Here is a 12,970-nt window from a genome sequence, read left to right as displayed (position 1 = left end):
AAAACAATTAGATCCTTGAGTATGTGTCAAATTTTTTGAGGTCGAATAAAAAATGACCTTTGGGACAGACACTTTTGTATTTTTTTACCTCACGTTCGTTCGGTTAGACCTCATGATATCTAACAAAAACAAGTTTTTATTAGATATAATTCGGTGTCGTTATTAATTGCTCCAACCCTTTGGCGAATTGGCCTAAGGGCGCACTTTTGGCTTTTCCTTCGCCGATTTGGCCCTTAAATGCCCCTTCATGCGTTTGAAAGTTAGGCTTTTTCTGTACCCAACGTTTCATGGCTTTCCAACGCTTTTCCTGGGCGACTACGTCGTTAGGAAGAGCTTCATATTGGTTCAACCAACCATCAAATTCTTGGTTTCTTAAACTATCAATGACACGAATCATGGCCTGCGCGCCCGTTTTTGTCCATAACCGTCCTTGGCGCTTCATCCGGTAGGTCATCTTCCGATGGGTGCTTTCGATTGTACCAATACAAGCTTTGGGATCCACGATTCCTCGGGCTTTCCGAGGTTTTAAATACGGCCAATTCCTTTGAAGATAATGATGGAGTAAGCGTAATTGTTCTAAGGTTTCAGCTTCCTTTTCTTCGATCAAACTTTCCGAGGTGTCTAAGACAAGTTGGACCTCTGGCCAATTATAATGTTGAATCGCCTGGATCATCCGATTTTGAAGTTGTGGGACAAAAGACAGGCGTTCTTTGATTTTCCGATGGACATGATACCGATCACGAAAGTGTTCATGACGTAAACAGCCTAAGGAAAGTTCATCAAACACGGCTTTTTCATAGCCTGAACCACCGTCACTATTGGAAACGACAACGGTATTTGTTAGATCATAATGCGCTTGAATATAGTTCATTATTTCTTTTTGCGCTTGTTGTCGGTTAAGATGACTGACAAAGTGCGGGGCGATCATTTCCGTGCGATTCCCGACTTTCTGGCTCCCTTCACATACTTGAAAACGATGGATTTCTAGCGACTGCTTCTTCTGACCGCCAATCTTCACTCCGTCGCCTTCTAAATATAAATAGGGCACTTTTTTCTTAGAAATGATCCCGTCGTAGCGACTTTCATGAGTACTTCGCGTCTGAATCAGTCCCCCGGTTTTGACCACCAGTTGTTGCACATTTTGGTGGCTCATACGCCAAGAAGTCAAACAATCAATCGCTTGGGAAACGTGACGATAGACCATGATGGACCCCAATTGAGAAACGTTGCGTAGCACAAGAGAACTATAACGGAAGCTCTTTCGAATCCCTAGAAATTCATCCAAAGGATAACGAATTTCATTGGCTTGATTTTTCATTCGGCGGCGAACATAGGTCACGCTGCCAAATAAAAAAGTCACCGTTCGTTCATTTTTACGATCCACTTGAAAGCCTTCCTTCTTGCATTGGGTCGAAACCTCCGCATCGAGAATTTGAAAAGCAAGTTGTGTTATCGTCGCTAGGAGTTGGGCAAAAAAGACCATCATGGCTTTTTCCCTTGCTAAAAAATTCGTTTCCTTTGAATTTACCCATTTTACGTAAAAGATCGTGCAATCTATGTTATTTTATTGGTTTTTCCTTTTGAACAATTATTAGGGGCTACTTTTGCGAAAATAAGACACACAAATAGCACGCACAAAATAATGTGCGTTTTTTAAAAATATTCAATTATCGCTTCACACAGCGAGCGCGAGTTGATGAGCCCTGGGCCGTTTTGTGCGCTCGGCATGGGCGATAACTTGGTGGTGAAAGTCCACTACAGGCTTGGCAGTAGGAACTGTTAGCCAAAAGCAAGGGTGTCCATCGCGAGGTGGAATCTGAAGGAAGCTGGAGGCAAACACTCGCACTGACGAACAGGAACTTCATAAGAAGGCTGGATTGGGACGGATGAGCTTGCAAAACAAAGCAAAGTCCGATACTGCCCGAATCCTATCCAGTAAATGAAGCAGTGAGATGAGTGGAAGGTGATCGCGCCTTACCCGAGGAGGTCTATCGAGCGAATGCAATCAATCGTAGTAACAACGAATCGATAGAAGTCAGCCGAGGTCATAGTAGTATCTTACGATACGAAGGACTGAACAATAATAACTTTGAAGTAAACAAGGAGGTGGATGTGCTCACCAGGACCGCAGCCAATACCGTGGTAAAGACCGAGAGGTAGCTCACTCATGGAGGGATAAGCTGGAAGCAAAAGAGGAAATGAGGAGCGCGTAAGGGAGCACGACAATCAAATGAAGAACCAAAGTGGCTATCCATTAATGGACGAACTCGTAAGTTCGATGAATATTGATCGAGCCATCGAGAAAGTAAAGAAGAACAAAGGAGCACCAGGCATCGATGAGATGACCGTATTTGAAATCAAGGAACATCTAAACAAATACCGACAACCTTTTGTTCAAAAACTGAAAGAAGGGACTTATCGTCCTCAGCCCACCAAACGGGTAGAGATTGATAAGAAAGACGGCAAGAAACGAAAGTTGAGTATTCCTGTCGTACGAGACCGCGTGGTACAACAGATGATTTTACAAGTCATTACCCCTTTGATCGACCCGACCTTTTCTAAAAACAGTTATGGATTTAGACCTGGAAAGAATTGCCAACAGGCAATCGATCAAGCAGGAAAATATTATGAAGAAGGCTACAATGTGGTCGTGGATTGTGACTTAAAAAGTTATTTCGACACCATCAATCATCAGAAACTAATGCATCGTATGCAATGGTATATCGCTGATAAAGAAATCCTTCAATTAATCTGGAATTTTCTCAATGCGGGCGTACTAGACGGGGAAATTATCCGTTCTACACCTCAAGGAGCCCAACAGGGCAGCCCCTTATCTCCACTTTTAGCCAACGTCTATCTTGACCAACTAGATAAGGAACTCGAAAAGAGAGGGCATCGTTTTATCCGCTACGCCGACGATTTTATCGTGCTAGTACAAAGTGAACGAGCCGCCCAAAGGGTTCAAGAAAGTGTCACCCAGTTCCTGGAAGGAAAGTTACGACTCACGGTAAACCAAGAGAAGAGCCAAATTGTAAAGGCGCATCAATTGGAATACCTCGGATTCCGTCTGAGGAAAGATAAGGGAAAGTAAAGAGCCGGCCCACAGCGTCGGCCAAACAAAAGTTCAAGAGACAGTTAAAGAAACTGACCAATCGGAAAAGATCGGGAAGCCTAGACGAAATTATCTCATCGATCAATCAATATACGCAAGGTTGGATTAACTATTATAAGAAAGGGGAACTAAAGGCTTTCTTAGCGAAACAAATGACCCACTTACGTAGAAGATTGCGCGCCCTTATTTGGAAAAGATGGAAGAAAGTGTCAACAAAATATCGACAACTGAAAGCAAGAGGGGCTTCTCACAGAGAAGCCATGACTTATGCAAATAGTCGAAAATCGTATTGGCGTATTTCCGAGTCTAAACTACTCCACCGAATCTTTACGAAAGAAAAATTCAAACAATGGAAACTCAAGGATTTCAATGAAATCCTTGAGAAATAAGCTTAAATTATTGAACCGCCGTATACGGAACCGTACGTACGGTGGTGTGAGAGGACGATGAATGAAATAATCATTCATCTCCTACTCGATTTCACCCTTTTATAGGCTTGAATCCCCGTCGAATCAAATCGAAGGATCTCGGCCAGCCCTCGAATGAAGCGGTACAGCTTCAAGCGGATCTTTTGGTCCGAGAACGTGGCTTTGGCACGATGAAGCACTTGTTTGACATAGCACGTTTCTTTTTCTAATAATAGGCTATGATGCCCGATCAAATAACTCACGAAACAATGGATCAAGCGTAAGCTATTGAGGTGGAGCGTACGTACTTTCTCTAAGTGGTATTCTTGTTTTTGGACCCGAAAATTTTCTTCAATCCGCCAACGCGTTATATAAGCTTTGACGATCGTTAGGACGTCTTCTTTGTTCTTAATGGGGTGATTGGTCAATAATTTCATGGGTTTTTGACCGTAGCCGTAGACGACCACCATATTTAAGGGAACTTTCGGTAAACAGGGAAGTTCTACGGGAATATGAGAGACTTTCAACGCATAGTTTTTGCCTTTAATGGTCGAAGAAAAAGCGATTTTCCCTTTTCTTCTTAACGCTAAGTTAGGCACCTTGATCCGTTTATTCTGATACTTTAGGTAGCGCTTATCTTGGAGCCGAACGATAAAGGAAGCGTCTTGCTTGTGCATAAATGTGAACATATCGTTACTATCGTACCCACGATCCATAACGAGCGTATAGGGTTTTTCTTGAAATAAATGCTTCACCAGGTTTAATCCTTTATAGGTTTCCACATTGGTACTGTCAAAATATTCTTCCGCAGCCGAAAACAAATGGGAATAAATCGGGATTGGATGTTTCGTCCTGGGGGAGGCAATGGCGATATTGGCTGACATATACCCTTTTTCTATGCCATCACGCGAGCCGTCATGAACACGAGCGAGCGCTTCAAATTGTTCGCCGAAAGGCTTCGTGATATCGGAGTTATCGACGATGACCAGCATATCTTCCTGCAAATGAGGTTGAATGGTTTGTAAATAATTTTGGTGCAAGGGATGAAAATCGTCAAAATCCGCCCCACGACGGGACAAACGTTTCACGGTATAAAGAAGACGCGTATCCTCTTCTAAAGCGCGTGCGATATCAGATAGGAGCGGGGACTGGCTTTTGACCATGCCAAAAATCATATCGAATATAAATTTTTGATCCGGTTTGGCCAATCCTTGCGCGAGTTTCTGGGAAAATTGAAAAAAATCTCGTTTTACTTGATAAATATCGGTCGGATTCATGGTATAATACACCTAGCTTTTCGTTATTTATGGTTTGTTTTGGTGCAACTTAATAATACCATAGCGGAAGGCTTTTTGTGTCCACAGATTGGCCTTGTGGATAAAGAAAAACCGCGCCGTTGCCCAGTTTCCCACTGGGGATAACGGCGCAGTTTTCTTTTATTGGATAGGCCCTTCAGATTTTGGGTAAATTCAAATCGTTTCCTTCTTCATTACTTCAACTAAATCTGTTACAATAGATTCCATAAGAAACCGCCTTTATTCATTAGTGCCTGTAAGCCCAATGAATAGAGTAACGGTTTCTTTTTTATTCGTCTAGGGATAACCTCAATAAATTTTACACTTAGGATCCTTGAAAGAAAATAACTAAAATTATTCAATACTTCGTGAATCTGAAAAATATTATTATGCTTTTTATGACTTTAATGTGGTATTATCAATAGTAAAATTGATAACGTTAACAAAATATAATGTTGCGATCAATTTTTAAATTTGGTTCAGAAGGTGGAGATTTTGAAAGAAGAATTACTAACTTATATAGAAAATCAAACAGCATTCCTTGATTTAGACGTTTTGGATGAATTGTTCACTGCCAAAAAACTAGCAGAAGTATTTGGAGTAAAAAGAAATACAATTAGTCATTATCTGAATCAACTAAATGACGAAGAAAAGCTAATTAAAATAAATTCACGACCCGTTTATTACTTTCATAAAGCAGCATTTGATCAACAATTTTTTCCTTTAAAATATACAAACTATCAGAGCACAAACGAAATAAAAGAAGAACAACCGCTATTTGAACAAGAAAAAGATTTATTTTCTTTATTAATTGGGCACAATCAAAGTTTAAACCGTTCCATTGAACAAGTAAAAGCGGCGTTATTTTACCCTGATGGGGGGCTGCCTGCATTAATTACTGGTGACAGTGGGACAGGTAAAAGCTTTTTAGTACGCCTAATTTACCAATATTGCTTAGAAAATGAATTGATTAAAGATGACGCCCCTTTTGTGACAATTAACTGTGCTCAATATGCCAATAATCCTGAGTTATTAACAAGTAATTTATTTGGCCATGTTAAAGGCGCATTTACTGGCGCGCAAGAAGATAAAAAAGGCGCTTTTGAAGCGGCAAATAATGGAATTCTTTTTTTAGACGAAGTTCATCGGTTGAACGCTGAAGGGCAAGAAAAGTTATTTACTTTTTTGGATCAAGGGATTATTTATCGCATGGGTGAAACCAATCACTCCATCCCTATTAATGCTCGGATTTTCTTTGCGACAACGGAAAGTCTTGAAAGTAGTTTTTTAACAACTTTTATTCGCAGAATCCCAATCCAGATTGAATTACCTTCTTTAATGGAAAGAAGCCGAATGGAGCGTTTGGAACTCGTTTATTCATTTTTACTGGCTGAATACAACAAAATTCGGCGTCCACTCAAGGTAACTGGGCAAGTATTGACGCTATTAACAAATGCAGAATTTAAAGGAAATATTGGGGAATTAAAGAGTAGCATTAAGGTAACAATTGCTAACGCATTTTCTGAACAAAAGCAAAATGAGAGGATCAAAATAACCATCTATCATTTGCCTGAGACAATTTTAAATGCGTCTAGTGCTAGTATTCAGTCGTTTATACAAAAAGATGTTCTTTTGGATGAACATGTAACAATGGAGCAACTAACAAGAAGAAATCAACCGCAGCAGCAAAGAGTACTCACTTCTTTTGAACGAATGCTCACAGAATTTCAGCAAAACGATGAACATCTAGAAAACTGTGAAGACCAATTAAAAGTGGAAGTGGATCGTCTTTTTGATTTTCTTTTATTTGAAACAGATCGGCAGAAAAAACATGAAACCTTAATTTATTTGACCCAATATATCAGAGATACCTTTAAGCAGATGGAAGCTTCCTATCAAATTCGTTTTGACGGCAATAGCGTATATGCGATTAGTTACTATTTGTTTCAAAGAGGAAATAGCCGATGGTTACCGGAAGATCAGCAAATTAATCAACTAATTAACTCAAGTTTCGCACACCAAATCTGGGAGATAAGCCTTGATATAACGGGGCAGAGTATCCACCCAGTGTTGGAGTTGACTTGTAATAAAATCTTGTAATTGGCTTCCTGATTCTTCACTTACCGCTTGAATAATATGTACTAATTCGATAAGAGCAGCGGACCAATCGAGTTCTTTTATTTGATCGCCCAGTTCATAAAATAAGCCACCTAAGGTCCGCTCATCATTGGCACAGCGCTGCTGCCAGCTTAATAAAATATACCGTGTGAACACAATGGTGGTGTGACAAATTAAGGCTTGATAATGTCGCGTTTGTGTTTCTTTAGTCAGATGAAGCAATGATTTCGATGCCTTAAAAAATGTCTCGATGTCCCATCTCGCCGAGTATGTTTTGACCATTTCTTGGGAAGATAAATCCAGATCATCGGTCATAATCGCCAACCAAGCACTTTTCTTATTGTGATTTTTGACAAAAACGATTTTCACGGGATTTTTGCCGGAGCTTGGTTTCACCACAATCGAGGAAATAATCGCTTCTTGTGTATATTCTTTCGTAGATTTGGCATAAAGTTCTTCCAGCTTGTATAAACGTTGATGAAAAAGGTATTTGGTTTTTCCATTTTTCACCATCCCAATGGTGTGAATCCCCATATCGTGTAATTGGTCTATCATTTTAGGGGAAGTAAACCATTTATCCATCAACACATGGGTGGCGTAAATCCCTTGGTTCAAGGCGCGTTGAACCATCTCAAGTGCCACTTCGGGCATTTTACGACTTGATTCGTTGAATCGTTTGGCTCCTACGGTTCGTTGATCTTTTTCTGCTATTGTTTGGTTCACTTTTTTCTTACCGGATAGTAACCCGAAATCAATCGGAATGAAAGAATAGCCATCGGAGAACCCTAAAGTAAGCATACGATACCCTTTGTATCCTTGTTTGAGCGCATGATCCCAAAGACGAGCTAAGCCTGGTACCTCTTGGCTTCGATTACGATAAAACGTCGAATCATCCAAGATCAACGTCCGAATATGGGTTTTCGTATCCGTTAAAGAATGGAGCTTTTCGATGACAGACGCACTAAACCGAAGTAAAAACAGACGCCAGTTGTTATGGGGATTGTTCATCCATCGATACACGGTATCTTTTTTCATGTATTGGTCGCTTTCCCGCCCACTGAGAACTTGGTTTAAGGATTTTCCTTTAAAGACGAGGCTAAAGAGAAAAGTGAATAGAATAGCCACCGAATACCCTTTTTGCTTTTCCATATGGGCTTGTTTTAAAAATTGCGTGACTTTTAATTCAGAAAAAAGGGCTTTTATTTCATTCGGTAATTGATTTTTAATAGCTTTTAAGTGTACCATAAAGGCAAGAACTCCTTTGTTTTTGGTTTGTGGTTAAATCAATTATAAAACAAAAGGAGTTCTTTTTGTATAAAAAGGTAGGCAGTCAATATCAGGACTTTTTTCGACCTAAGAGTTGATAAGACCGTTGTTTAATATCATTTTACATGTGCGAAACTTGAGTAATTAACAAATTAGAGCAACAAATCGAACGCGCCTACCCGGCTAGTTATCGTTACGTTGAACGGATCTTAGAACTGTGTCAGCCTAAGCTTGATTTAGAAATCTCTTCAATGGATAAAATCATTCTTGCTGTTTACCTTAAACGTGCAGATTGGACGAAAGAGATCGGCATTCCCAAAGCAATCATTGTGGCTCATGGCTATGCTACTGCCAGCAGTATTGCCAATGTTACGAATCGTTTTTTAAATAAAGACATTTTTGAGTCCTTTGACATGCCTTTAGATGTAACGCCTCAGCAAATCGCTGAAGAAATCTTAGATTATACTGAGCACAATGATGTATCAAATGGCTTAGTCATTTTAGTTGATATGGGTTCATTAAAAGAAATTTACCAATATTTTCCCAAACAAATTACCACACCAATTGTGATTATGAACAATGTTACGACTCCTTTGGCAATTTCTATGGGTGAGCAGTTGCAAAAAGATCTTTCTTTACAAGAAATGGTTGATCAATCAGCTAAACAAACGCCGCTTGATTGGGAAATTGTTTATCCAGAAGCCAATAAAATAAAGGCTTTGGTTACGACTTGTTTTACGGGTATAGGAACGGCGACACAAATTTCCCATTTATTGGAAAAAAGCTTGCCTACCAGTTGTGAGTTGAAAATTTTTCCTTATGAGTATCAACTGCTTAAAGATAAGAAACAAAATGAAACGATTTTTTCAATGTACGATTGTCTAGGCATTATTGGGACAGCTAATCCACGCATTGAAGGGATTCCTTACCTTTCATTGGAAGAATTAATTTCAGGCAAAGAAAGTCAGCAACTAAATAAGTGGTTAGTTGATGTCATGGAACCAGAAGAAAATAAACGTTTCAATGAAAACTTAGTTCGTAATTTTTCTTTGGAAAAGGTGATTGATTCTGTGACAATCCTTGATACAGAAAAAGTGATGCGCGAGGTTGATTTATTTATGCGAGATCTCGAGCAAATTGCGCATATTACCATTAGCAACGCGAAACGCGTCGCTTTATATGTTCACGTCAGTTGTTTGATTGAGCGATTGATACGTAATATGCCAATCGACACCTATGAAGGCTATGAAGAATTATATCAGTGTCAAAGTAAAACGCTGCAACAAATCAAATTTGCCTTTAGTGTGATTGAAAAAGATTATAGTGTCAAAATACCTACTTCAGAGATTGCTTATATATTTGACGTATTATTTAAAAACCTTGACGAATTAACTATGGATGAAGAATTTTAATTAGATAAGACGCATGCCACTAAACTTGGCATGCGTCTTGCTTTTATAAAGGTGTAAGAGAGGTGAAAAGGTTGGAAAGAAAAATCATATTAGCTTCACATGGGAAATTTGCTTCAGGTATTTTAAGTTCATTGGAATTAATTTGTGGTAAGAATAACGCTATCAGCGCATTAGACTGCTACACAACAGAAGGCTTTGACTTAAAGCAAACAGTCGATCAACTGATGAAAGAAAATAGTGAGAAAGAGTTGATTGTTGTAACAGACCTATTTGGTGGAAGTGTGAACAATGAATTTTTACGCTATATTAAAAGACCTGATTTTTATTTAGTAGCAGGTTTAAATTTACCGTTTTTAATTGAATTCTCAGCACAATTTGCAAGCGCTAAAGCACTTGCGGATCTCATTTTGCAGACACTCCGCAAGTCTAAAGAGGCCATTCAATTTTGTAATGAAAGTTTTGATGAAGAAATAGAAGAAGAGGAATTTTAAGGAGGAAAGTGGCATGATTTTATTAACTCGTGTAGATCATAGATTACTTCATGGGCAGGTGGCCTTTTCCTGGACGCAAAATTTAGGTGCGGATTGTATTTTAATCGCTAATGATGATGTGCCCCAAAATGACGTGCGTAAGACCACTATCAAATTGGCGAAACCACAAGGAGTAAAATTAGTTATCAAAAATATTGAAGACTCAATTGCTGCTTTAAAAAGTGGTGTAACAGATAAATATAAATTATTTATTGTTGTGGAATCGGTGGAGGATGCTTATAAATTAACTCAAGGTTATCCTAAGTTAAAATCACTTAATCTGGGAGGATTAAAGGCCAAAAAAGGCACCAGGAAAATTAGCAAAGCGGTTCATTTGCTACCAAAAGAGGAAAGGCTATTGGAAGAAATGATTCAAAATAATATTGAGGTTGAAATTAGGCAAGTGCCTGGAGATAAAAAAGTGAATTTAAAAAATGTACTTTGAATATAACGTACAATAGAGGAGGATAAAAATGGTTCAAGCTTTATACGTAGCCTTAGCCGTATTTATAGGAAAGGCAGAGTTTTTTATTGGTACAGCTATGACTGGTAGACCCATTTTTTTAGGCGCTCTAGTAGGGCTTTTATTTGGGGATCTAACAACTGGAGTAATAATTGGGTTTCAATTGGAATTAGTCTTCATGGGATCAGTTATGATTGGTGCAGCAGTTCCGCCAGATATGATAGTGGGGTCAGTGCTTGGTACAGCTTTTGCACTTTCTGCTAATACTGGGGTGGATACCGCCGTGGCTATTGCGATGCCAACAGCTTTGCTTTCTGCATTTGTCGTGAACCTGTTTTATGGGGTTATTAATCCCTTAATAGCAAAATTTGTAGATAAATATGCTAAAAATGGTAAATATAAAGGAGTAGAAAGAACATTTCTAGGAACTGGATTCATGAATTATATTGCTTTTGCAATAATTGCTTTTTTAGCCTATTACCTTGGAAATGATGTTATGTCGAGCGTTGTTAATTCAATACCAGATTGGCTCTCTAACGGGTTAACGATTGCTGCAGGGATCTTACCAGCGCTTGGTTTTGCACAATTAATGTCTATGATTTTATCAAAGAAAATTGTTGTTTTTTTGATGCTTGGTTTCTTTCTGACTGCTTTTTTAGAAATTTCAGCAATAGGGGTACTTATTGTTGCGTTATCGATTGTTGGTACGCTACTTATTTCCGACGAATTTAAAAATAAAAAAGATGATATATCTGAAGGAGATGATATAAGTGACTTCTAATTCTGAAGCTAAATTAACAAAAAAACAATTAAAACAAGGGTTTTGGCGTAGTTTTACTACTTCACACGCATGGCATTACGAAAGACAACAACATATGTCATTTGCCTATTCAATGATACCGGTAATAAATAAATTGTATCCAGACAAAAAAGATAGAATTAAAGGTTATGAAAGACATTTAGAATTTTATAATTGTCAAGCAGTTTTTCATCCCCTTATTTTTGGGATAACTGCAGCGATGGAAGAAGAAAATGCAAATAATCCTGATTTTGATACATCCTCAATTAATGCAATGAAAGTTGCTTTAATGGGACCATTGGCAGGTGTTGGAGACTCTTTAATTTTTGGCACACTAAGATTAATTGCAACAGGAATTGCTGCGAGCTTTTGTAAAAATGGTAATCCTCTTGGACCAATCCTATTTTTATTGATTTATAATATCCCAACATTTTCAATTCGATTCTTGGGAGTGAAATATGGCTATGAATTAGGGAATGATCTTGTTACTAAAATTTCTAACTCAGGTATTATGAATAAGCTAATGTTAAGCATGGGAATAGTGGGATTAATGGTAATCGGTTCTATGATTGCATCGACTGTGACCATGGCTACACCCATTACGTTAGGTGTTGGCGAATCTGCCGTTAAGTTACAAGATTCTTTGGATGAGATTATGCCTAGTTTATTGCCATTACTTACAACATTTCTACTTTATTATTTGAATAAAAAACAAGTAAATATATTGTTTCAAATTATTGGAATTATGGTGATAGGAATTTTATTAGGTGCAATAGGAATATTAAATTAAAAAATTGGAGGAATAAATATGGAATATTGTTTAGATACGGGAAGTTTAGATATGGTGAAGCAAGCACTGGGAGTTTTTCCTATTAACTCTGTTAGTATGAATCCAACAATTGCAGCGAAAGATTTACAAGGGAAAAATGTTTCCTTTATAGAAAATGCATTAATGATTAGAGAAGTTATTGGTTGTGAGCTACCATTTTTTTTAGAGGCTATGGGAGATACGGCAGAAGAAATGGTAGAAGATGCTGAAAAAGTAGTTAAACTAGTGCCAGGAAATACATTTGTTAAGATTCCTGCTTGTCGAGAGGGGTTAAAGGCAATAAAGAAATTAAAAACGCAAGGCATTAGAACTTCATGTACTGCAATTTATACGTTTAATCAAGCAATGCTAGCTGCTGAAGCTGGGGCAGATTATGTAGCGGTTTATGTAAGTAGATTAGATAAACTAGGATCCTCTGGCGTTAAGGTAGTAAAAGAAATAAAAAAAGCATTTAACGAAAGAGAAATCAATTGCAAAGTTTGTGCTGCTTCTTTGAAAAATAATAATGACATTGAAAAGGCGCTTAAAGCCGGAGCAGAGAACATAGCTGTTACTTTAGATTTGCTAAATAATATGTCTGTACACCCGTTGACAGAACAAACATTGGAAGCATTTAAATCTGACTGGGAATCAGTTTTTGGTAAAGGGATACGTATTGCCGATATGTGAGTAGAATGAAAATATATTTACGTCTGTGTAGTAAGCAATCAGATAAATATATTCAGGAAGACAATATTTT

10 protein-coding genes and 2 pseudogenes are annotated in these 12,970 nt (G+C 38.2%); 9 read left to right on the top strand and 3 right to left on the bottom strand.

All coding sequences use genetic code 11. The features are described from left to right. Positions 1–139 precede the first annotated feature (139 nt). Complete coding sequence (locus C7K43_RS09245) at positions 140–1,558, bottom strand: ISLre2 family transposase (protein ID WP_124006574.1); 1,419 nt, start codon at positions 1,556–1,558, stop codon at positions 140–142. A gap of 672 nt (positions 1,559–2,230) precedes the next feature. Between C7K43_RS09245 and ltrA the strand changes: the two genes are divergently transcribed. Further along, positions 2,231–3,091 (top strand): group II intron reverse transcriptase/maturase, encoded by an 861-nt coding sequence (gene ltrA, locus C7K43_RS09230; RefSeq protein ID WP_124005095.1) that lies wholly within the window; start codon positions 2,231–2,233, stop codon positions 3,089–3,091. A gap of 53 nt (positions 3,092–3,144) precedes the next feature. Then, positions 3,145–3,501: a group II intron maturase-specific domain-containing protein gene (locus C7K43_RS09225; protein WP_124007220.1), complete on the top strand. Its 357-nt coding sequence runs from the start codon at positions 3,145–3,147 to the stop codon at positions 3,499–3,501. A gap of 74 nt (positions 3,502–3,575) precedes the next feature. Here C7K43_RS09225 and C7K43_RS09220 read toward each other — a convergent pair whose 3' ends face one another. Continuing rightward, positions 3,576–4,796 carry a transposase gene (locus C7K43_RS09220; protein WP_124006573.1) on the bottom strand — a complete coding sequence of 407 codons (1,221 nt, stop codon included), beginning with the start codon at positions 4,794–4,796 and terminating at the stop codon, positions 3,576–3,578. 510 nt (positions 4,797–5,306) lie between these two features. On the opposite strand from C7K43_RS09220, the pseudogene C7K43_RS09215 reads away from it, so the two are divergent. Further along, positions 5,307–6,815: pseudogene (locus C7K43_RS09215) on the top strand (sigma 54-interacting transcriptional regulator); the annotation flags it as partial. 3 nt (positions 6,816–6,818) lie between these two features. Here the strand turns inward: C7K43_RS09215 and C7K43_RS09210 are convergent. Beyond that, on the bottom strand, positions 6,819–8,177 hold the full coding sequence (locus tag C7K43_RS09210; RefSeq protein ID WP_094243264.1) for an IS4 family transposase: 1,359 nt from the start codon (positions 8,175–8,177) through the stop codon (positions 6,819–6,821). A gap of 161 nt (positions 8,178–8,338) precedes the next feature. Here C7K43_RS09210 and C7K43_RS09205 point away from each other — a divergent pair. The 6 genes and pseudogenes from C7K43_RS09205 to C7K43_RS09180 all read left to right on the top strand — a co-directional run. Next, positions 8,339–9,610 (top strand): annotated as a pseudogene (locus C7K43_RS09205) (PRD domain-containing protein); the annotation flags it as partial. A 71-nt stretch (positions 9,611–9,681) separates the two neighbouring features. Next, positions 9,682–10,101, top strand: coding sequence for a PTS sugar transporter subunit IIA (locus C7K43_RS09200; RefSeq protein WP_124006570.1), 420 nt, complete (start codon positions 9,682–9,684; stop codon positions 10,099–10,101). 13 nt (positions 10,102–10,114) lie between these two features. Then, positions 10,115–10,585, top strand: coding sequence for a PTS sugar transporter subunit IIB (locus C7K43_RS09195; RefSeq protein ID WP_124006569.1), 471 nt, complete (start codon positions 10,115–10,117; stop codon positions 10,583–10,585). Between the two features lie 28 nt (positions 10,586–10,613). Continuing rightward, on the top strand, positions 10,614–11,384 hold the full coding sequence (locus C7K43_RS09190; RefSeq protein ID WP_124006568.1) for a PTS mannose/fructose/sorbose/N-acetylgalactosamine transporter subunit IIC: 771 nt from the start codon (positions 10,614–10,616) through the stop codon (positions 11,382–11,384). Continuing rightward, positions 11,374–12,192: a PTS system mannose/fructose/sorbose family transporter subunit IID gene (locus C7K43_RS09185; RefSeq protein WP_124006567.1), complete on the top strand. Its 819-nt coding sequence runs from the start codon at positions 11,374–11,376 to the stop codon at positions 12,190–12,192. The genes C7K43_RS09190 and C7K43_RS09185 overlap by 11 nt, the downstream gene beginning before the upstream one ends. 18 nt (positions 12,193–12,210) lie before the next feature. Continuing rightward, positions 12,211–12,900: a transaldolase family protein gene (locus tag C7K43_RS09180; RefSeq protein ID WP_124006566.1), complete on the top strand. Its 690-nt coding sequence runs from the start codon at positions 12,211–12,213 to the stop codon at positions 12,898–12,900. Positions 12,901–12,970 lie beyond the last annotated feature (70 nt).

Source organism: Tetragenococcus koreensis, from assembly GCF_003795145.1.
GTDB lineage: Bacteria > Bacillota > Bacilli > Lactobacillales > Enterococcaceae > Tetragenococcus > Tetragenococcus koreensis.
Note: the sequence above shows the minus strand (reverse complement) of the source record. Positions and strands in the feature narration are given on the sequence as shown.